This window comes from uncultured Azohydromonas sp. (genome assembly GCF_937926365.1).
Lineage (GTDB): Bacteria > Pseudomonadota > Gammaproteobacteria > Burkholderiales > Burkholderiaceae_C > Azohydromonas.
In genome coordinates, this window is the sequence record NZ_CALAOH010000128.1 from 37,168 (window position 1) to 56,950 (window position 19,783).

The 19,783-nt window shown below is 65.5% G+C and carries 18 protein-coding genes; 15 read left to right on the forward strand and 3 right to left on the reverse strand.

Going from position 1 to position 19,783, the window contains the following annotated elements; translation table 11 throughout:
- Positions 1 to 38 precede the first annotated feature (38 nt).
- The gene (locus Q0741_RS13660) at positions 39 to 1,139 is read right to left on the reverse strand and encodes a Gfo/Idh/MocA family oxidoreductase (RefSeq protein WP_298233755.1); all 1,101 of its coding nucleotides are present in this window, start codon (positions 1,137 to 1,139) and stop codon (positions 39 to 41) included.
- 40 nt (positions 1,140 to 1,179) lie between these two features.
- Complete coding sequence (locus tag Q0741_RS13665; RefSeq protein ID WP_298233756.1) at positions 1,180 to 2,274, reverse strand: glycosyltransferase; 1,095 nt, start codon at positions 2,272 to 2,274, stop codon at positions 1,180 to 1,182.
- Between the two features lie 403 nt (positions 2,275 to 2,677).
- On the opposite strand from Q0741_RS13665, the gene Q0741_RS13670 reads away from it, so the two are divergent.
- The 15 genes from Q0741_RS13670 to Q0741_RS13740 all read left to right on the forward strand — a co-directional run bounded on the left by Q0741_RS13670 (position 2,678) and on the right by Q0741_RS13740 (position 17,998).
- Complete coding sequence (locus Q0741_RS13670) at positions 2,678 to 3,655, forward strand: EpsD family peptidyl-prolyl cis-trans isomerase (protein WP_298233757.1); 978 nt, start codon at positions 2,678 to 2,680, stop codon at positions 3,653 to 3,655.
- Entirely contained in the window at positions 3,652 to 4,542 is an 891-nt protein-coding gene (epsE, locus tag Q0741_RS13675; RefSeq protein WP_298233758.1) for a polysaccharide export protein EpsE, read from the forward strand. Before Q0741_RS13670 ends, epsE begins: the two co-directional genes overlap by 4 nt.
- 10 nt (positions 4,543 to 4,552) lie before the next feature.
- Positions 4,553 to 5,974 (forward strand): chain length determinant protein EpsF, encoded by a 1,422-nt coding sequence (gene epsF, locus Q0741_RS13680; protein ID WP_298233759.1) that lies wholly within the window; start codon positions 4,553 to 4,555, stop codon positions 5,972 to 5,974.
- On the forward strand, positions 5,974 to 6,915 hold the full coding sequence (locus Q0741_RS13685) for a polysaccharide biosynthesis tyrosine autokinase (protein WP_298233760.1): 942 nt from the start codon (positions 5,974 to 5,976) through the stop codon (positions 6,913 to 6,915). The genes epsF and Q0741_RS13685 overlap by 1 nt, the downstream gene beginning before the upstream one ends.
- Positions 6,916 to 6,981: 66 nt before the next feature.
- Positions 6,982 to 7,821: an exosortase B gene (gene xrtB / locus Q0741_RS13690; protein ID WP_298233761.1), complete on the forward strand. Its 840-nt coding sequence runs from the start codon at positions 6,982 to 6,984 to the stop codon at positions 7,819 to 7,821.
- Positions 7,818 to 8,540, forward strand: coding sequence for an exosortase-associated protein EpsI, B-type (gene epsI, locus Q0741_RS13695; protein ID WP_298233762.1), 723 nt, complete (start codon positions 7,818 to 7,820; stop codon positions 8,538 to 8,540). The genes xrtB and epsI overlap by 4 nt, the downstream gene beginning before the upstream one ends.
- Before the next feature lie 23 nt (positions 8,541 to 8,563).
- Complete coding sequence (locus Q0741_RS13700) at positions 8,564 to 10,126, forward strand: hypothetical protein (protein ID WP_298233763.1); 1,563 nt, start codon at positions 8,564 to 8,566, stop codon at positions 10,124 to 10,126.
- Positions 10,119 to 11,018, forward strand: a complete 900-nt coding sequence (locus tag Q0741_RS13705; RefSeq protein WP_298233764.1) for a sulfotransferase — start codon at positions 10,119 to 10,121, stop codon at positions 11,016 to 11,018. Before Q0741_RS13700 ends, Q0741_RS13705 begins: the two co-directional genes overlap by 8 nt.
- A 43-nt stretch (positions 11,019 to 11,061) precedes the next feature.
- Positions 11,062 to 11,775: a sulfotransferase family 2 domain-containing protein gene (locus Q0741_RS13710; RefSeq protein WP_298233765.1), complete on the forward strand. Its 714-nt coding sequence runs from the start codon at positions 11,062 to 11,064 to the stop codon at positions 11,773 to 11,775.
- Positions 11,776 to 11,784: 9 nt separating this feature from the next.
- The gene (locus Q0741_RS13715) at positions 11,785 to 12,717 is read left to right on the forward strand and encodes a sulfotransferase (RefSeq protein ID WP_298233766.1); all 933 of its coding nucleotides are present in this window, start codon (positions 11,785 to 11,787) and stop codon (positions 12,715 to 12,717) included.
- Between the two features lie 4 nt (positions 12,718 to 12,721).
- Complete coding sequence (locus Q0741_RS13720; RefSeq protein ID WP_298233767.1) at positions 12,722 to 13,945, forward strand: glycosyltransferase; 1,224 nt, start codon at positions 12,722 to 12,724, stop codon at positions 13,943 to 13,945.
- Positions 13,945 to 15,513 carry a hypothetical protein gene (locus Q0741_RS13725; protein ID WP_298233768.1) on the forward strand — a complete coding sequence of 523 codons (1,569 nt, stop codon included), beginning with the start codon at positions 13,945 to 13,947 and terminating at the stop codon, positions 15,511 to 15,513. The genes Q0741_RS13720 and Q0741_RS13725 overlap by 1 nt, the downstream gene beginning before the upstream one ends.
- On the forward strand, positions 15,510 to 16,493 hold the full coding sequence (locus Q0741_RS13730) for a sulfotransferase (protein WP_298233769.1): 984 nt from the start codon (positions 15,510 to 15,512) through the stop codon (positions 16,491 to 16,493). The genes Q0741_RS13725 and Q0741_RS13730 overlap by 4 nt, the downstream gene beginning before the upstream one ends.
- Positions 16,494 to 16,551: 58 nt before the next feature.
- Complete coding sequence (locus Q0741_RS13735) at positions 16,552 to 17,508, forward strand: sulfotransferase (protein WP_298233770.1); 957 nt, start codon at positions 16,552 to 16,554, stop codon at positions 17,506 to 17,508.
- Positions 17,509 to 17,539: 31 nt separating this feature from the next.
- Positions 17,540 to 17,998: a DapH/DapD/GlmU-related protein gene (locus tag Q0741_RS13740; protein WP_298233771.1), complete on the forward strand. Its 459-nt coding sequence runs from the start codon at positions 17,540 to 17,542 to the stop codon at positions 17,996 to 17,998.
- Between the two features lie 158 nt (positions 17,999 to 18,156).
- Here the strand turns inward: Q0741_RS13740 and Q0741_RS13745 are convergent, their stop codons facing one another.
- Complete coding sequence (locus Q0741_RS13745; RefSeq protein ID WP_298233772.1) at positions 18,157 to 19,764, reverse strand: hypothetical protein; 1,608 nt, start codon at positions 19,762 to 19,764, stop codon at positions 18,157 to 18,159.
- Between the last annotated feature and the right edge of the window lie 19 nt (positions 19,765 to 19,783).

A 19,783-nucleotide genomic window follows, 5' to 3' on the forward strand; every position in this document is an offset into this window, starting at 1 on the left:
TGGCGCGTGAGTTTTTCAAAAGCGGGGTGGCACCGGGATCAGGTCCGCTCGCCGATGAGGCGCGACCACAATCCAGCCCGGCGCCCGGGAACGGACGCCATGTCGGCGGCGCGCTGCTGGGCAGGATTGGTTTCGGCCTCCAGCAGCATGGAAACCAGCCGGTCGGTTTGCAGCGCGGAGCGGAAGGAGTTTTCTCCGTCGATGCGGCCGAGCTTGATGCTCTGTAAGAAGTAATCGACCTGGGCTGAGTACTCCTCGCCGCGCAGGTAATACCAGACCTCCTGCGTCAAATCCGTGGTGTAGCGGACCGACCAGCCTTTGGGCGCGCCGGGAAGGGCGTCGTGCGGTTCGCGCAGATAAATCTGGCATTCCTGCCGATCGGCGCTCATGCGCCCGCGCGAGCCCCAGACCGTGATGGCGGTGGACATCTTGCGGTGGCTCTCGTCACTCCAATTCACGCTGAGCTGCGCGCTCGCGCCACCGGGGTAGCGGAACAGCGCATACACCTCGTCGTCCACGTCGCGCGAGAACACGCTGTGGCGCACAACCCCGTTCACGGCGCCTGGCATGCCCGCCACGAAATTCATCAGATCCAGTGCGTGGCAGGCGTAGTCGTACAGCGCTCCGCCGCCTTCGGTCTTGGTCGAGCGCCAGGTGGAGCCGCTGGGACGCAACACCACCGGGCCGTAGGCCTCGATGCGTACGTGGTGCACCTCGCCCAGCGCGCCGCTGCGCACGATGCGGGCTGCCTCTTGAAAGGCACCGACGAAGCGGTAGTGATAGCCGACCTGGTTGACCAGCTTTTTCTGCTCCGCCAGTTCCGCTAGCCTGTAGCCGTCCTCCGGATCCAGGACGAATGGCTTTTCGCAGAACACGTGCAAACCCCGCTCCAGTGCCTTTTCCACCATGGTGGCGTGGAACTTGGACGGCGTGGCGATAATCAGGGCGTCCAGCTTTTCCTCGCTCAGCAGCCGGTCGAAATCACCGTAGCATTTGAGGCCGGAATACTGCGCGAGCACGTCCGTCAGGTAAGTGGAGGAGTCACAGCCCGCCACCAGGTCTATATCCGGATGAGCGCGTGCAATGGCGAGGTGGGACAAACCCATCTTGCCCAGGCCCAATACTGCGGTCTTGATCATTGCTGATTCTCAGGGTGGTGAAAGTTTTTGGGACTCCCTGTTAGGAGAGTACTTGTGCGTAAACGTCCGAAACCGCGCGCGCCATGCTGCGCGAGGAATAGCGCTCGCATTGCAGACGGTAGGCGTCCTGGCGAATGCGGGTCCAGTCGTGGCGGCCGTCCATCAGGGCTCCCAATTCGGCGGCCAGTGCCTGCTCATTCCCCGAAGGCACGACCAGACCGGTGCGGCCATGTTCCAGCACTTCCGGAATACCTTCCACGTCGGAGGCCACGACCGGGACGCCGGTTGCCATGGCTTCCAGCACGGCCATGGGCATGCCCTCGCCATAAAGGCTGGGCAATACCATCACGTCCAGCCCGCGAAGCGCGGTATCCACGTCCCGGGTGAAACCGGTCCAGATCACGTGCCCGTCCAGGCCCAGGTTATGGGCCAACGCCTTGATCTCGGTTTCATAGGCCGGCGTTTCAAAACCTCCCACGGCGACGATGCGCAGGTCTCGACCGGAACGAAGCAATAGCGACGCAGCCCGCAGCAGTATTTCGATACCCTTGCGCGGCCTGAACAACGCCACCGTCCCTATATGCCAGGTGCCTTGCGGACTGGAGCGCCCGGGCAAAGGGCCGGGCGTGGGCACGCCATTGGGCACGGTGAATATGCGTTCGGCCGAAAATCCCTGCTGTACCAGATAGCGCTCGAGGCTCCGTGATACCGGAATCAGCGCCTGGATGGAGCCAGCGCTCCAGCGCTCCACCACGGAATTCACGCGATTCATCAAGGGTGCCTCAGTATCGCGGGCCGCCGGGCTGTGCACATGGTGGACCATCGGCACACCCGCGAGCAGGCTGGCGACGCGGCCGATCATGGCGCCGCGCGGCGAATGCGAATGCAGCAGTTTGAAACCCCCGTCGCGCACCAACGCGGCCACGCGGCGTGCGCAGCCGAAATCAAATCGGTGCCGCATCGGCATCTTGTGCAGGCTGATTTCCTGCCCGGTGCGCAATGAGGGAAATTTGTCCGGCTTGAAACAGACAAAACTGATTTCATGGCCCAACTCGGTCAGGCCGAGGGCCAGCAGGTCCTGAACCTTTTCAGCACCCGCGTAATACTCTCCATTGATGATGTGCAGCACTTTCATTCAACGAAGAGCTCCGGTTTTATTGCCACTTCAATTGCCACTTCAAAAGTCCTGGAGACCGGACGCCGTTCTGGGCTGGCGTCCGTCTTGCTTGGCTCTAAAGCCGCGCTGCCGGCATGGAAGTAACGTTTCAAACATTTACCTCGTGCACATTTAGCAGCGTTTGGGCTCCTGCTTATCAAACCTTAGCATTCCGGGATGCTGGAATCGCTACCGAAGTAGGGGAGCAAAATTCCTACGGGTTACCCCTGTTCTCGTTAGTACCCGTGTTCATGGGGCTGTCTACGCCCCGCCGATGGCGGTTTACTGCGGGCCTTCGGAAGTGTTCCGGCAGGACTTGCAGTTTTGAACATTCAAACTATTGGTAACGCCCATGCCGCTATCTACAAGGATTGAACGGCACATGGCGCCGTTAACCGCTCCCAGTACCTGCGGGAATATCCTGCGCGTCGGGGTGGCCGCGGTCATGGCGCTGGGCCTTTTGAGCGCCTGTGGCGAGCAAAAGGCCAAGTCGGCTTCGCAGGTGGCCGCCCGTGTCAATGAGAGCGAAATTTCCGTCCACCAAGTGAATTTCTTGCTGCAACAGCGAGAAGTACGGCAGGAGGAAGTCGAGGCGGCGAGCCGGCAGGCTCTGGCGCGTTTGATCGACCAGGAGCTTGCCGTTCAGAAGGCGCTGGATCTCAAGATCGACCGCCAGCCTGCCGTGCTGCAGGCCCTGGAGGCGGCGAAAAGGGATGTGCTGGCACGCGCCTATATGGAACGCGTGTCCGAGGCGGCGCTGCAGCCAACCTCCGCCGAGGTCGAGCGATTCTACAACGAGAAACCCGCACTCTTCCGGGAGCGGCGCATCTACCAACTGCAGGAGATCAATATAGAAGTGCCGAAGGATCAATTGCCGGAGTTGGGCAAGCGGCTTTCGGCCGCCAAGGATATCGACGCCTTCACCGACTACCTGCGGACCAGCAATATCAGGCACGTCCAGAACCGGACGGTCAGAGCGGCGGAGCAGATTCCGCTGGAGCGTCTGAACGATTTTGCGGCCATGACCGACGGCCAAGCACGTTTCGTCCCGACCGAATCCGGCGCCATCGTCATCGCGCTGGTCAAGTCGCAGCCCCAGCCGGTTCCGCTGGAAAAAGCCAAGCCCGCCATCGAGCAGTTCCTGACGGCGCAGCGCAAGCGAGAAATGGTCGAGCGCGACATCAAGGATTTGCGCACGGCGGCCAAGATCGAGTATGTCGGCAAGTTTGCGGAAGCCCCACCGACCGCTGCGGCCACCGCGAAACCGGTGAACGGGCCCGGCGAGCCCGACGGGCAAAACACCCCGGCCGCTGCGTCGGGTAATTCTTCAGTTGACCAAGGAATGGGGGTGAACAAATGAATTCCTCTGCGCGTTTCGTACGTCTTGGCATCTCCGTCGCATTGGTCGGATGGTCCATGGCCGGCATGGCGCAATCCCAGCCTAATGCCGCGCGCCAAGCGGCGGCCCAGGCGCCCGCGCCGGTTGCCACGGCACCCTCATCCGCCGCCAATGCCGGTGATTACAGGCTTGGCCCTGGCGACACGCTCAAAATTTCGGTATTTCAAAATCCCGACCTGACGCTGGAAACCCGTGTCACGGATAGCGGGATGATCACCTATCCCCTGATCGGTGCCGTAAAAATTGGCGGCCTGACGGTGCCCCAGGCGGAGCAGCGCATTGCCAATGGCCTGAGTTCCGGCAATTTCGTCAAGCAGCCCCAGGTTTCCATCCTCATCATGCAGGTGCGCGGCAATCAGGCGGCGGTCCTGGGCCATGTCAACCGGCCCGGGCGTTATCCGCTGGAAATGGCTCAAATGCGCCTGACCGATCTGCTGGCCGTGGCCGGCGGCGTGGCGGATACGGGCTCCGACATCGTGACCCTGGTGGGCACGCGTGAAGGCCGTCCGTTCAAGACCCAGATCAGCCTGTCCGACGCCTTTGCCTCGGGCAAGCAGGAGGGGGCTTTTGAAACCCGGGTTCAGGACGGCGACGTGGTTTACGTCGACCGCGCCCCCACGGCCTATATCTACGGCGAGGTCCAGCGCCCCGGGCCGCTGCGCGTGGAACGCGGCATGACCTTGTTGCAGGGCCTGGCGGCTGGTGGTGGGTTGACACCGCGGGGCACCGACCGCGGTTTGAAGGTGCATCGCAAGGGTGCCGATGGCCGTATCGAGGTATTGCAGCCCGCCATGAATGAGCCACTGCGCGATGGCGACGTGGTGTACGTCCGCGAGAGCATTTTCTGAGGGTCACCGCATGTCCATTGCCCAATTCTTTGCCATCCTGGTGGCGCGGTGGAAGGTCGTGATGGCCGTCCTGCTGGCCACCCTGGTGACGACCATCGGCATCAGCCTGATATTGCCCAAGACCTATACCGGCAGCGCTTCCGTATTGGTGCAGGTGGCCACGCCCGACCCGATCGTGGGCATGAGCGTGGCCAGCCAGTTGGTGCCCCAGGTCATTACCAGCCAAGTGGAAATTCTCAACAGCGACCGCGTTGCGCAGCGCGTGGCCCGGTTGATGCGCCTGAACGAAAACGCGGACCTGCGTGCGCAATGGCAGGAAGCGACTCAAGGCGTGGGTTCGTTCGAATCCTGGCTGGGCGACATGTTGCAGATCAACCTGCAGGTGGTTCCCGGCCAGTCGAACATCATCGTCGTCAATTACAAGTCGCCGGACCGCAAACTCGCGGCGGCCACGGCCAATGCCTTCGTGAAGGCTTATCTGGAAACGGCGCTGGAGTTGCGTGTCGATCCGGCGCGGCAATCCGCGGCCTTTTTCGACGAGCGGGCCAAGAGCCTGAGGCAGCAACTGGAGAAGGCGCAGACGGCCCTGTCCACGTACCAGCGTGAAAACGGCATCGTCGCCACCGACGAGCGCATCGACGTCGAAACCGCGCGGCTCAACGAGCTGTCCTCGCAACTGGTGGCGGTGCAGGCGGTAGCTGCCGAGTCGAGCAGCCGGCAGGCCGCGGCCAACGTGGCCAGCGACCGCGTGCAGGACGTGCTCAACAACGGCCTGGTGGCGCAGCTGCGCGGCGAGCTCTCCCGGCAGGAATCGGCGCTGAGCCAGCTCACGGCCCGCCTGGGCGATGCCCATCCGCAGGTGCAGGAGGCCAGGGCCACCATCGCCAGCTTGCGTTCGCGCGTCGACAGCGAGGTGGCGCGCGTGGCCGGCGGCGTCACCGTCAGCAACCGCATCAACCAGGCCCGTGAGGCCGAGATCCGCGCTGCGCTGGACACGCAGCGCGAACGGGTGCTCAAGCTCAAAGCGCAGCGCGACGGCATGTCCTCGCTGCTGAGGGACGTGGACAACGCGCAGAAGGCCTACGACACGGTGCTGGCGCGCCTGAACGCCACCAGCATCGAGAGCCAGGCCACGATGACGAACCTGATCGAGTTCTCGCGCGCCACCGAGCCCATCGAGCCGTCCTCGCCGCAGATCCTGCTCAACGGCATCGTGGCCGTGTTCCTCGGCTCGATCCTGGCCGTCGGCGTGGCGCTGATGCTGGAGTTCATGAACCGCCGCGTGCGCTCACCCAACGACGTGGCCCAGCTCGCCGATCTGCACGTCATCGGTTATCTGCCCAAGCCCGACCGCAAGACTTGGCTGTTCGGTACCCGGCGCGGCGCGTCGATGCAGACGCGGCTGGTGGGCTATCAAGGAAAGGCGGCCTAATGGAACTCCATCGCATCCCCAGCTCCACCTTGCGCGACGGGACCTCCGGAACCTCGTTCAGCTACCGGGCCGACCAGGCCGGTGCCGTGGACGACGGCGAGACCGGCAAGGAACGGCCGCTGGGCGAGATCATCAAGTCCGCCAACCACCTCAGCGACGACCAGATCGAGCGGGTGCTGCAGCACCAGAAGGAGCGCGGCATCCGCTTCGGCGAGGCGGCCATCGAGCTGGGCGTGGCCAGTGGCAACGACGTGCTGTGGGCGCTGTCGCAGCAGTTCCACTACCCGTATCCGGCCAACTCCAAGAGCCTGCTCAGCAGCGAGCTGGTGACCGCGCGGGACCCGTTCTCGTTCCGGTCCGAAGCCTTCAGGGCGATCCGCAGCCAGCTGATGATGCAGTTGTTCACCGAGGAGACCGGCGCGCGCTCGCTGGCGGTGGTCAGTCCCGACACCGGGGATGGCAAGACCTACTTCTCCGCCAACCTGGCCATTGCCTTCTCCCAACTCGGCGGCCGCACGCTGCTGATCGACGCGGACATGCGCAACCCGCGCCAGCACGAGGTCTTCTGCGTGGACAACACGGTCGGCCTGTCGGGCGTGCTGTCGGGCCGCACGCTGATCAACGTGATCCGGCCGGTGGAAGAACTGCCCAGTCTCTACCTGCTGCCGGTGGGGGCGGTGCCGCCGAACCCGCTGGAACTGGTCGAGCGGCCGGCCTTCGGGCTGCTGATGCGCGAGCTGTGCTCCAAGTTCGACTACGTGGTGGTCGATACGCCGGCCTACGTCCACGGCACGGACGCGCCCGTCATCGCGGCCCGCTGTGACGGTGTGCTGACGATGGTGCGCGCGGGGCGCAGCCGGGCCACCGCGCTGCAGGACCTGACCACGGCCCTGCGCAGCGTGCCCGTGCGCCAGTGCGGCGTGGTGATGAACGAGTACTGAGTACCGGACCTTGAGGCGTGGACACACAGCATGAGAGCCGCCGGTCTGTTTCAACCCGCCTGGCCGGTGTCGGCCTGGCCCGTCTGGCTGCTGGGCCTGGGATTCGGCCTGCTCTACCTGCCGACGTTCTACGACCTCTCGCACACCACCTGGGCCTCTGACGAGCAGGGACACGGGCCGATCATCCTGGCGGTCAGCTACTGGCTGGCCTACAGGAAGCGGCACGAGCTCATGGCGCTGCCCGCCACGCCCAGGCCCTGGCTCGGCACGCCGATCTTCCTGTTCGCGCTGCTGCTTTACGTGTTCGGCCGCTCCCAGTCGGTCATCGCCTTCGAGGTCGGGTCCCAGATATTTCTCTGGATCGGCCTGCTGCTGATGTTCCGCGGCTGGGCCGCCGTCAAGCTGCTCTGGTTCCCGCTGTTTTTCCTGCTGTTCATGGCGCCGTTGCCCAATGCCCTGGTGGCGGCGCTGACGGCACCCTTGAAAACGGCGGTTTCCACGGTGGCGGAGGCCGTGTTGTATGGCATGGGTTATCCCGTTGCGCGCACGGGTGCCATGCTCAATATCGGGCAATACCAGCTGTTCGTGGCCGATGCCTGTGCCGGGCTGAATTCGATGTTCACGCTTGAAGCGCTTGGCCTGTTGTACATGAACCTCATGAATTACAAGTCCGTGGCGCGCAACGTGGCCCTGGCCGTGTGCATCGTGCCGATTTCATTTTGCGCCAACGTCATCCGGGTCATGGTGCTGGTGCTGGTGACCTACCATTTTGGCGATGCCGCCGGGCAGGGATTTGTGCACGGGTTTGCCGGCATCCTGCTGTTCCTGGTGGCGCTGACGCTGATGTTGCTGGTGGATTATCCGCTGGGCCGGTTGTTTCCCGAACGGAAGAGGGCGGTTTCATGAAAACCTCATCCCTGCACCTGCGGATGCTGCTGGTTTTCCTGGCGATGGCACTGGCGTCGTGGCTGGCGTATGCGTTGCGCCCGTCCATCAAGGTGGCGGATACCTCGCCGCTGGGTAGCCTGGAATCGAGCATTCCCAGGCATTTTGGCGAGTGGCGGGTGGATGACAGTTTGCCGGTGGTCCTGCCTTCGCCAGAAGTCCAGGCCAAGCTGGACCGGATCTACAACCAGGTGTTGTCGCGGACTTATGTGGACCAGCAGGGACGGCACATCATGCTGTCCATGGCTTATGGCGGCGACCAGTCCGACGGCACGACCGCGCACAAGCCGGAAATCTGTTATCCCGCCCAGGGCCTTGAGATTGTCTTCAACCGGGTCGGCACCATGGAAGTGGACGGGCAGGACTTGCCGGTGCGCCGCCTGCGGGCCCGCATGGGCAGCCGGCACGAACCCATTACCTACTGGATCGTGGTCGGCGACCAGGCCGTCACTTCGGGCACCGGGATGAAACTGGCCCAATTGCGCTATGGCGTGCGCGGCTTGATTCCAGACGGCATTCTGGTGCGGGTTTCCAGTTTGGACCGTAACTCCGAGGCCGCCTTCAGGCGCCATGAAGAATTCGTGCGAGCGCTTGTCGCCAGCCTGGACACGTCCATGCGCCAACGGGTGATGGGCAGCGTCTCCAGCCCCTCGGCAAATTCAAAAACGGCGGCACTATGAATTCCAGTCCATCCCGCGGTTCCTTGCCGCTGTTGATTCTTGGCTTGGGCTTCGCCGTGCTGATGGGCATGGCGGCGGCCCTGGGGCGCCCGGCCCTGTTGGCCCCCTTCGTGGGCCTGATCGGCCTGCTGGTGCTGTTCGTCATTCCCGCGCGGCTGGCCTTCTGGTCCATATTGGTCGTGTCGATGCTGCTCGTGGGGCCAGTGATGTATTTCGGCAAGCTGGATTCCGCGCGCTGGATTCCGCCCCTGCTGACACTGGCCTTATATGTGCCGCTGGCGGCCTTCGTGCTCAAGCCCAAAAAGCCCAGCTTGGATGCGGGCTGGCCGCTGTGGCTGTTCATTCTCGCCATGTTCCTGGTGGTGGCGGTGTGCAGCACGGCGCTGAGCTCGCCGATGGTGGGCGAGGTGGCGGTGGCGTCGCGGGCCTATTTCGCTTTCTGGTCCGTAGCCCTGGCCCTGGCGGTCGGCATGCTGGGGCCGCGCGACATGGCGCTGGCTTGGAAAGCCTTGCTGATTTGTGCGGTGATCCAGTTGCCGGTGGCCTTGTACCAATATCTGGTGGTGGCCAAGGCTTCCAGCCGCCTTTCGCCCTGGGATGCGGTGGTCGGTACCTTCCCCGGCAATATGGAAGGCGGCGGGGCCAGCCATGGCATGGGTATTTTTCTGCTGATCGCCATGGCGGCCGTGCTGTCGCTGTGGCGGACCCGCCAGATTCACCGGGGCCTGGCGGTGCTGATACTGCTGTCCATTCTCGGCTCCCTGGCCCTGTCCGAGGTCAAGGCCGCGGTATTGCTGGTGCCGCTGGTATTTGCCCTGGTGTATTACCGCGAGCTGCTGCAGCGGCCGATGCTGACCCTGGGCGCTGTCCTGATTTCCGTCGCCTTGATGGGCACGCTGATCCTGGTCTACGAGAACACTTTCTATGCCAATCGCGGCATGACGCTGTCCGGCAAGATGCCCACGTCGCCGCTGGAGGCGGTGCAGAACCAGCTCAATCCGGAGCAGATGCACATCCGCTCCGAAGGTGCTGGTGTGGTGGTCAGTCGGGCGGCGCGCATGGCGGACTGGTGGCAGCGCAGCGTGCGCTACGGCGACCCTTTCCACGCCCTGCTCGGCTATGGCATCGGGGCCACGCAGATTTCCTCCGTCGGCATGGGCGAGTTGGTGCGGCAGTTTCCATACTCCCTTGACATGACTGGCACCAATATTCTGTTGTGGGAAACCGGCGTCATTGGGCATTTGCTGTTGATGGCCGCGCTGCTGCTGGCCGGCATGAATTGCGCCAGCAGTGCACGATCGCCCCTGGTGCCGGTGGAGCACAAAGCCTTGCTGGAGGCTGCCGCGGCTGGGCTGGTGATTTATGCCATCACCCTGCCGTACAGCAACTTCGCGCTGCGCGCGGCCCCCTCGCAATTTCTCATGGTGTTCATGCTCGGCTATTCAGCCTACTGGTGGCGCGTCGTCCGGCTGGGCCACCTGATTCGTGCGACAGGCCCAGCCCACACGCCGAATGAGAATTTCGAAAACAACACGAAAACGGATTTGGCAGGCAAGCGTCCGACTCCGAGGTATCTGCATGGATGACAAGGTGGTCTTCATTCTGGGTTCCGGCCGTTCCGGGACCACGTTGCTGTACAAATTGCTGGCGGCGCATCCCGCGGTCGGTTATTTGAGCAACTATCAGAGCCGTCTGCCGGCGCTGCCCGGTCTGGCCTTGATGCACCGGATTCCACGCCATTCGCTGGCGCTCAAGCGCAAGGCTTGGTTCGGTGGACAGGGCAACGCCTATTTCGAAGGTCGGCGCGGATGGTCTCAATTCTGGATACCCGCGCCCGCGGAAGCCGAGAGCGTGTTCGAGCGCGCCGGCATCCCCCCCACGCCGGCGCATGATTTCGTGCTGGAGGAACCCGGCCTCGGCAGGCTGAGAAATACCTTCGAGTCGGTACTGCAACGGGGCGGCGGCGACGTGGTGGTGTGCAAGCGCACGGCCAATAACCGGCGCGTGGCGGTGCTGCGCCAGGCTTTTCCGCGCTGCAAATTCGTGCACTTGGTGCGGGACGGCCGCAGCGTCGCCGATTCGCTGGTGCGGGTGGGCTGGTGGGCGGACCACCAGTTGTTCTGGGCCGGCAAGACGCCGCGCGAGCTCAAGGCCGAGGGGGTCAGCGAGTTGCATATCGCGGCCCGCAACTGGGTCGAGGGGATGCACCAGATCGAGCGGGGGCTGCAAACCATCGAAGCCTCGTCGAAGCACACCCTGCATTACGAGCAATTGCTGGCCGATCCCCATGGCGAATTGCGCAAGCTGCTGCGCTTCATGGGCGTGCAGGCTTATGCCGATCGAGAGTACGAGGATTTCATCGCTTCCCTGTCCATCAAGCCGGTGGATGCTTCATGGCGACGCAAATGGTCCGCGGCGGACCGTGAAAGCGTCACGGCACTTCAGCGGGATACCCTGATTCGCTGGGGCTATGCGTGACCGGGTGGGAATGGAACGGGCTTGTCAATTGCCAGGAGTACAGATGCATGCAGTCATCCAGTCCATTTACCGCCGCTCGGTGCCCTGGGGGTACAGGCAACTGCTGAGAGCTTACAAACCCAATGGCCCGTTGCGCCGCCTGCGCACGATGCCGGATGCAGAAGACTATTGCCTGACCCCGTTCGATGAGAATCGCTGCATTTTCGTGCACATCCCCAAGACCGCTGGAATTTCGCTGTGCACGGCCTTGTTCGATTGCAAGGGAGGCGGACATCTGACGGCACGCGCCTACCGCGCCCTGTTCGGTTCCCAGGCGTTTGACGAATATTTCAAATTCACCTTCGTGCGCAACCCCTGGGACCGCATCGTCTCCGCCTATACCTACCTGTCGCAGGGCGGCGGCAATGAGCGCGATACGGCTTGGGGGCGTTCCGTACTGAGCCAGTACCCGTCTTTCGACGAGTTCGTGCTCCAGTGGTTGGATCCGCGTAACGTCTACACCCAAATTCACTTCGTCCCGCAGTGGGAATTCGTGGTGAACGGGCAGGGCCATGTCTGCATGGATTTCGTGGGCCGCTTCGAGCGCTTGGCGGACGATTTCCAGTACGTGGCCGACCAACTGGGCTGCCGCTGCGAATTGCCGCTGGTCAATGCCAGCCGGCGACTTTCCTACAGAGACTATTACTCCGACGCCAGTCGCCGGCGGGTGGCGCAAATTTATGCGCGGGATATCGAACAGTTCGGATACTGTTTTTGAGGCAAGGCGATGAAGGTGCTTTACGTCTGTTCGGCAGCGCGCTGTGGTTCGACGCTGACGGACATGTTCCTGGGCGGACATCCCCAGGCCACCTCGCTGGGCGAGGTCAATTTCCTGGCCAAGGCCATCCGCGTTGGCGAGCGCTGCTCCTGCGGGGCGCTGGTGCGGGATTGCCCGGATTGGCAGGCGGTGTTCAAGCGGCTCGCGCCCTGGGGCTTCGATCCGCAGCAGCCATACCGTTTCCGGCTGTGGGACGCCGTGGCCTGGACCTACGTGGATCAGGCGCATCAGACGCGCGGCTTTCTAGCCGCGGTGCGCATGCGCAAGAGCTGGATGGCGCTGCGGGATTTGCTGCCCGAAGGCGTGCGCCCGCACTGCCCGGTGCCGCCGGCCTATGAGCAGGCCCTGGTGAACAAGATGAGGCTGTACGAGGCCGTGGCCGCCGCCTGGGACAAGGAAGTGGTGATCGACTCGTCCAAGAACGTCCGGGAGGCGGTGGAGCTTTACCAGCGGGATCCGGACACCGTGCGCATCCTGCTCGTGACCCGGGACGGGCGGGGCGTCTACCTGTCGCGGCGCAGCAGCGGGCGCGACCGGGAGGAAAGCGTGCGCGGCTGGCTGAGCTACTACGGGCGGGCGCTGGCCCTGCTGGAGAAGCATGTTCCGGCCGAGGCGCGCATGCAGCTCAAGTACGAGGACATCGCCAGCGCGCCGCAGCGGGCGGGCGAGACGCTGTGCAACTTCGTGGGGCTGCGCTTCCAGGAGTCCATGCTCCAACTCGACGGCGTCGTGCGCCACATGGTCAATGGCAACGCCACCCGCTTCGCGCCGGGCAAGGGCATCAAGCTCGACGAGCGCTGGCGCCATGACCTGCAGCCCGCCGAGCTGTCCTATTTCGACGGCCGTGGCGGCCGCATGAACGCGGCCCTGGGCTATCGCTGAAACCATGCTGAAGCTGCTCTACATCACGGAAGACACCTTTCCTCCCTTCCGGGTCGATGTGGTCGAGCTGTTCGCCCGCCAGCTCGTGTCCCGGGGCTACACCATCGACTGGGTGATGGACGTGCAGCAGCCGAGCCCGGAGCTGGGCGCCGAGACCCGCTGGCTCGGCAGCCGGGTGTTCCTGGCCGGCAATGCGGGCGGTGAAGGGCTGCTCGGCCGCGTCACCCGCAATCTCAAGGGCGTGCTCAACGACTTGCGCATCCTGTGGCTGGCGCGGCGGGGCAACTACCACGTCATCCAGGTCCGGGACAAATTCTTCGCCGGACTGGTGGCGGCGCTGGCCGCCCGGCTGACCCGGGCCCGCTTCGTGTTCTGGATGTCCTATCCGCTGGCCGAATCCAAGCTGCAGCTGGCGCAGAACCCGCAGGCGCGCCATCGCTGGCTGCTGCGCCTGAAGGGCCGGCTGATGCAGGCCTCGCTCTACGGCGCCATCCTGCCGGCGGCGGATCACGTGTTCGTGCAGAGCGAGCGCATGAAGCGCGACGTGGTGGCGCACGGCATCGACGCCGCGCGCGTGACGCCGGTGCCCATGGGCATCCGCGCCGACAAGGTGGGCCAGGCCGCGGACGCACGCCCGCCCTCGCGCGAGGCGCCGCTGCTGCTGCACCTGGGCATCATCCTGCGCATCCGCAGCCCCGAATTCCTGCTGCGCGTGCTGCAGCTGGTGCGGCGCCGCTACCCGCGCGCCACCCTGGCCTTCGTGGGCGAGGGGCAGACCGCCGCGGACCGGCAGGCGCTGGAGGCCGAGGTCGCCCGGCTGGGCCTGCAGGACGCCGTCACCATTACCGGCTTCCTGCCCATGGAGGAAGCCTGGCGCTGGGTGGAGCGGGCCGACGTGTGCATCTCGCCCTTCAGGCCCATCCCGGTGCTGGAGTCCACCTCGCCGACCAAGCTCATCGAGTACCTGGCCATGGCCAAGTGCGTGGTGGCCAACGAGCATCCCGAGCAGTCGCTGGTGATGCAGCAAAGCGGCGCCGGCCGCTGCGTGGCCTGGGACGAGGAAGCCTTTGCCGCCGAGATCTGCCGCCTGCTGGATGAGCCGCAGCAGGCCCAGGCGCTGGCCGCGCGCGGCCCCGACTGGGTTCGGGCGCACCGCACCTACGAGGCCATCGCGCAGCTGGTGGATGCGCAGTACCGGCGCCTGGTGGCCCACGAGGCGCGGAGCTGATGGCGCCGTCCGAGCATCACGAAGGCCGCTATTCCGCCGCGCGGATCCGCAAGGCCCTGCTGTTCTTCATCGTCGGGCGTGGCGCCCAGGCGCTGACCTTCCTGCTGCTGACGCTGCTGCTGGTGCGCGTGCTGTCCGCGCGCGACTACGGCGCCTACATGGCCGTGTGGGGCATGGTCGAGCTGATGGTGCCGCTGAGCTCCTTCGGCCTGCTCGAAGCCAGCCGCCGCTACCTGCCGATGCTGGCGCAGACCGGCTCGCGCCAGGCCGTGCTGCCCTTCGTGCGCGGCGTGGTGCTCGCGCGCCTGCTGCTGCTGGGCGGCTGGGCCGCGGCACTGGCGCTGCTGTGGCCCGCGGTGCTGGAGTTCCTGGGGGTGCAGCGGCAGGAGCTGGGCCACGCCCTGGCGGTGGCGGGGGCCATCGCCGTCATCTGCAGCGTGCCGGCCTTCCGTTTCGTGAGCGAGCTGCTGGAGTCGCTGCTGGAGCAGAAGTGGTCGCAGTTGCTGCACGCCGCGATGCCGCTGCTGCGCATGCTGGGCGTGGCCACGCTGCTGCTGTCGGGCCGCCTGGAGTTGGGGCTGCTGCTGCTGCTCGACGCCGGCATCGCGCTGCTGTTCCTGTTGGCATCGCTGGCGGTGCTGTACGCCAAGCTGCGGGAGATCCCGGAAGGCGCCTCGGCAGCGCTGGAATTCAAGGAAGTGTTCTCCTTTTCCTGGCACATGACGGGCGTGAACCTGCTGCAGGCCACGGCCAGCATCGGGGCGCTGCGGCTGCTGGTGGTCCGCACCCTGGGCCTGGAGGCCGCGGGCATGTTCGCCTTCCTGCAGCAGCTGTTGCTGATGGTGGGGCGCTACATGCCGGCACAGGTGCTGGGCAGCGTCGTGCGGCCGGTGCTGGCCGCACGGCATGCGCAGGGCGAGCACGCCACCGTGATCGGCGCGCTGGAGCTGCTGTGGAAAGCCAACCTGATGATGCTGGTGGTGTGGCTGGCGGCGGTGGGCGTCAGTGGCGACGAGCTGATGGCGCAGGCCAGTGGCGGACGCTTCGCCGATACGGGCCAGGTGATGTTCCTGATGCTGCTGGGCCTGGGCGCGACCACCCAGGGGCAGAACATCTCGATGTGCATGCAGCTCTACGGCATCACCAAGCAGCTGCGGGCGCAGAGCGTGCTGTTCCTGCTGGTGCCGCTGGGCGTGGTGCTGGGCAGCCGCTATGGCCTCGTGGGCGTGGCGGCGGGTATCGCGATCACGCATGGCTTCAAGAACGTCTTCGCCACCTGGTGGCTGCGGCGCCAGGGCATCCACCTGGCCTATGACCTGCGGGCGCTGGGACGTATCTCGGCGGGCATGGCCATCGCCGTGCTGCTGGCCGCGGCGCTGCATGCCGCGCTGGGGCCGTGGGTGGCGCTGGCCATGCTGGGCCTTTTCACCGTGGCGGCCATGGTCCTGTGCAAGCCCCTGCGCGAGAGCGAGTTCCAGCTCATGTCGGGTTTCTTCAAGGGCCGCAAGGGCCGGCTGGCCTCCTGGCTGCACGCGCTGGTTCACATCGATCGCAAGGGGTTGACATGAGTTTCGATGCAGGTCCGGTTTTCGTGGTGGGTGTCAACGGCTCGGGCACCACCATGCTGGCCGACGCGCTGGGCAACCACCCGGCCTTGTACATGCTGCCGCGCGAGACGCGCGTCCTGCCCGGGTTGCTGCAGCGCTACGGTGTGTCGGCGCCGCTGACGGCCGAGGACCGCCGCGGCTTGGTGGACGAACTGCGGCGCAGCAAGGCCTTCTGGCGCGAGAACGGCGACCAGGCGGTCGTGCTGGACGAGCAGGAATACCAGGGCGCGCGCAACGCGCCCGACGCCATCGCCGCGCTCTACCTGCACATGGCCCGGCGCGAGGGCAAGCAGCGCTGGGGCGACAAGACGCCGATGTACGTGCAGCACCTGTCGCTGCTGGCGCACGCCTTTCCCGCGGCCCGTTTCGTGCACGTGGTGCGCGACGGGCGCGATTGCGCGCAGTCCTTTCACCGCCGCTGGAAGCTCTCGCCGCTGCGCTCCGTGTGGCGCTGGAAGAAGGCCGTGGCCACCGGGCGGCAGCAGGGCCTGCTGCTGGGCCCGGCCCGCTACCTGGAACTGCGCTACGAGGACCTGACCGCCGACCCCGAGCACTGGATGCGCCGGGTCTGCGGCTTCCTGGAGTTGCCTTTCGCGGCCGAGGTGCTGAAGTCCCGCATGCGCTATTTCGATCCGAATTCGGAGCGGGCCGGCGCGGGCGCGATGGTGCCCAACTCGCAGCGCTGGCGCAGCTATTTCGATGCGCGCCAGATCGCCCGGCTCGAAGCGGTGGCGGGCCGCATGCTCCACGAGAGCGGCTACCCGGCGCAGACCCTGGGCGACGCCGATCCACCGGCCTGGACCCTGGCCGCGCTGAAGTGGACCGACTGGGCCCGCATGACCGGCATGCACCTGGCGGGCACGCGGCGCATGGCGGGCATCCAGGCCCTGGCGCTGCGCGCCAGGGAAGCCATGAGCCAGGACCGGGTCAACCGCTACTGAGGCCCTGGGCCGCGCGGCCCGCGCCGTCTTTCATTCGCAGATCGTGACCGGAGCATCCATGACACTGCCCAATTTCATCATCGGCGGTACCGAGAAAGCCGGTACCACCTCGGTATTCACCTATCTGCTCTCGCATCCGGAGGTTTGCGGCTCCAGGGTCAAGGAAACCGATTTTTTCCGCCACGACGATTGCGCCGACCTTGCGCGCAGCGCCGAGGCTTATGCGGCCCATTTTGCGCACTGCAAGGCCGAGGGCGCCCGGGTGGTGATGGAAGCGTCGCCAGGTTATCTGGGTGAATCCAGCGTAGTGGCGCCCCGTATGCGGGCCATGCTGCAAGAAGTGAAACTGCTGTTCATCCTGCGCCATCCGGTGGACCGCATTTATTCATCCTTCAATTTCCACAAGGCCCGGCTGGAACTGCCGCAGGACTTGAGCTTTGAGGATTATGTGGAGCGCTGCCTGCAATTCGACCGCGGCGTGCCGGCCGAGTCGCTGGGTATCGGGCGCTGGTTCCTGCAGGTGCTGGACTATGGGCGCTACGCGCCACACCTGGAGCCGTTCCTGCAGCGCTTTCCCGCGTCCTGCATCAAGATCATGTTCTACGAGGATTTGCAGCAGGACGAGCGGGCCTTCATGCAGAAACTCTGCGGCTTCCTGGCCATCGATCCGCATCATTTCGATGCTTATACCTTCCAGGCGGCCAACGTGACCTTTTCCAGCCGACACGCGGGCTTGCATCGCTGCGCGCTGAAGCTCAACCAGATGATGGAGCCGGTGCTGCGCGCCCGTCCCGGGCTCAAGCGCGTGCTGGTGTCCTTGTACAAGCGCTTCAACCAGGCACAGCAGGGCTATGCCGCGATGCCGATCGCCATGCGCCAGAAACTGCAGGCTTACTACGAACCCAGCATCCGGCAACTGGCGGGGTTGGTGGGCGAGGGCACCTTGCCGCCCGGCTGGCTGGACGCGGCAGCCGCTTCCGGCGCGGGCTCCCTCAAGATCCAGCCTGCACGCTGAGCCGGGGCGGTTTCAACGTTTTGAGGCCGGTATGGAAAAGCTGTATTACCTGTCGCATTACCTGTACCGGAAAAAGGTGCCGGTGCTGCCCAAGGTGGTCGAGTTGATGATCCGCTTCTTTTTCCACTCGTCCATTCCCTACCAAGTGCAGATCGGGCCCGGCGTGACCTTCGGGCATCGGCAGGGAATCATGATGGGCAAGCGGGTGAAAATCGGGGCGCGGTGCAAGATTCGGCACCAGGTCACGATTGCCGGCGGCGCGGGCGGCGGCGCCACGATCGGGGACGACGTGCAGATTGGCGCCGGCGCCAAGATCATCGGCCCGATCCGTATCGGCAACCGCGCGCGCATCGGTGCCAATGCGGTTGTGGTGAAGGACGTGCCGGACGACGCCACCGTGGTCGGTATTCCGGCGCGGGTGGTCCGGATCGCGGGGCGGAAAATCGTGGGCCCGAATCAGGAAATGCCGGTGCCTGAAGAGCTTTTCTGATTCAAATTCTTTTGGGCTTGGGCGGTATTCCCGCCCACCTCTCGATTCGGTCGAAGGGCAGGCGCCCGGTTATCGGCGCAGGGGCTTCGACGAGCCTGGCCCGAACGGGTGTTTATTCCAGCGCTAACGAAAAAGCTGGAATCCCAGCCCTTCCAGGCTTATTGCGTTCTCAGGCACACGGCCCGCGTGGCGGGATCGCGGATCCAGCGCAGGGCGTCCGACCAGAACAGGTAGTCCTCGCGCTGGCCGATCCCGGCCTGGTCCAGCGTGGCCGTATCCGCGAGAGCGCGCTGGTCGCTGCTGAGGATGCGCACCTGGCGCCCTGACTCGGGATGTTCGAGCAGGGCCTGCCGGCCGGCCTGGTACTCGCTCAGCTCCCAACCCTGCTGCATCAGGTACACCGGCAGCCAGCCCCAGCTCCATTCGTTGTGGCCGTACTTCGGCACGGGCGACATCAGCACCGTGACGTCGGTCCGGCAGAGGTTCACCACGTCGGAAAGCTCCTTGTAGAAGCGCACGCTGGGTTGAGGGACCTCGAACTGGCGCAGCTGGTGCAGGAAACCCAGGTACGCGCCGGCCGGCCGGGCGCCGTCATGCGTGCCCACCACCATGGGCTCCAGCGCCCAGGCCGTCAGCGGGCGCTGCTTCAGGGCCTCCGGTGCGGGCATGCCGACCAGCACCAGGGCGGCGAGCAGGGCGGCGGACAGCATGGCGCCCCGCTGCAGGCGCAAGTGCGCGAGCCGCTGCGGCGACACGCCCTTGAGCGCGCCGAAATTGCGCGCCACCGCGTGCGCCACCAGCACGGTCAGGCCAAGGAAGAAGGGCAACAGGTACTTGCCGGAGTAGAGGTTGCCCAGCGGGGCCAGCGTCGGCGCCAGGGCGGCGAGATACAGCAGCCAGGCGCGATTCCACTGGGCTGGCGCCCGGCCGCCGCCAGACTCCCCGGGACACGAGGCCCACCACAGCAGCGGGAAGATGAGCAGGGCCGGTCCCATCGAGAACAGGACGATCTTCAGGCGATAGTCCAGCGTCACGCTGAATTCGCCCTCGCCGTAGCGGTGCAGGATCGCCGCCGCGTCGGCGATGAAATGCGGCTGCCAGATCAGGAACAGGGCCGCGGTAGCCAGCCCGCCGGCGATGAAGGCCAGCAGGCGCTGCATCCGGGCCTGTTCCGCCCACAGCCAGGGCAGCACCAGCACCGCCGGGACCAGCGCCAGGAAGTCGAGCCGGAACAGGCAGCCGGCGCCCAGCACCATGCCCGCCGGCACCATGCCGCGCACCGGGGCGCCGGGAGCGCAAGCCCGGTGCACCAGCAGCAGCGCGCCGGTGATGAAGGGCAGCGCCAGCGCGGAGGTGTTGAGGTAGAGCGTGGTGATCCAGAGCTCGGGGAGGCACAGCGTCAGCACCAGCGCCAGGGCACGCGCGTAGGGGACGTTGCGCAGGATGCGCGCCAGCAGCAGGTACAGCAGGGCCAGCCCGGCGCCGCCGAAGGCCTGCGCCACGTAGCTCTGCGCGAAGGGCCGGTCGAACAGCGGCTGCAGCGCCGCCGCCAGCTCATAGGACAGCGGCTGCCAGTGGTAGCGGTAGACGCCGGCACGCCCCAGGGCCTCGAACTGGTTCATGCCGAAGAGGACAGCCAGGCCGTCGCCCTCGAAGCCCTGGCGGTCGCCGACCAGCACGGGTAACAGGACCAGCGCGGCGACGATGAAGGAAGAGATCCACCGGGTGTCGCCGCGCCACGCCAGGGTGCCGGTGTAAATGCTCATGACGCCACCCTTGCAGCGG

What these genes read in the sequence shown, in the direction of transcription:
- Q0741_RS13720 (WP_298233767.1), top strand. Translation starts at nt 12,722, where the DNA reads ATGCTGAAGCTGCTCTACATCACGGAAGACACCTTTCCTCCCTTCCGG.
- Q0741_RS13715 (WP_298233766.1), top strand. Translation starts at nt 11,785, where the DNA reads ATGAAGGTGCTTTACGTCTGTTCGGCAGCGCGCTGTGGTTCGACGCTG.
- Q0741_RS13740 (WP_298233771.1), top strand. Translation starts at nt 17,540, where the DNA reads ATGGAAAAGCTGTATTACCTGTCGCATTACCTGTACCGGAAAAAGGTG.
- Q0741_RS13660 (WP_298233755.1), bottom strand. Translation starts at nt 1,139, where the DNA reads ATGATCAAGACCGCAGTATTGGGCCTGGGCAAGATGGGTTTGTCCCAC.
- epsF (WP_298233759.1), top strand. Translation starts at nt 4,553, where the DNA reads ATGTCCATTGCCCAATTCTTTGCCATCCTGGTGGCGCGGTGGAAGGTC.
- epsE (WP_298233758.1), top strand. Translation starts at nt 3,652, where the DNA reads ATGAATTCCTCTGCGCGTTTCGTACGTCTTGGCATCTCCGTCGCATTG.
- Q0741_RS13705 (WP_298233764.1), top strand. Translation starts at nt 10,119, where the DNA reads ATGGATGACAAGGTGGTCTTCATTCTGGGTTCCGGCCGTTCCGGGACC.
- Q0741_RS13685 (WP_298233760.1), top strand. Translation starts at nt 5,974, where the DNA reads ATGGAACTCCATCGCATCCCCAGCTCCACCTTGCGCGACGGGACCTCC.
- Q0741_RS13665 (WP_298233756.1), bottom strand. Translation starts at nt 2,274, where the DNA reads ATGAAAGTGCTGCACATCATCAATGGAGAGTATTACGCGGGTGCTGAA.
- Q0741_RS13735 (WP_298233770.1), top strand. Translation starts at nt 16,552, where the DNA reads ATGACACTGCCCAATTTCATCATCGGCGGTACCGAGAAAGCCGGTACC.
- Q0741_RS13725 (WP_298233768.1), top strand. Translation starts at nt 13,945, where the DNA reads ATGGCGCCGTCCGAGCATCACGAAGGCCGCTATTCCGCCGCGCGGATC.
- Q0741_RS13745 (WP_298233772.1), bottom strand. Translation starts at nt 19,764, where the DNA reads ATGAGCATTTACACCGGCACCCTGGCGTGGCGCGGCGACACCCGGTGG.
- Q0741_RS13730 (WP_298233769.1), top strand. Translation starts at nt 15,510, where the DNA reads ATGAGTTTCGATGCAGGTCCGGTTTTCGTGGTGGGTGTCAACGGCTCG.
- epsI (WP_298233762.1), top strand. Translation starts at nt 7,818, where the DNA reads ATGAAAACCTCATCCCTGCACCTGCGGATGCTGCTGGTTTTCCTGGCG.
- Q0741_RS13710 (WP_298233765.1), top strand. Translation starts at nt 11,062, where the DNA reads ATGCATGCAGTCATCCAGTCCATTTACCGCCGCTCGGTGCCCTGGGGG.
- Q0741_RS13670 (WP_298233757.1), top strand. Translation starts at nt 2,678, where the DNA reads ATGGCGCCGTTAACCGCTCCCAGTACCTGCGGGAATATCCTGCGCGTC.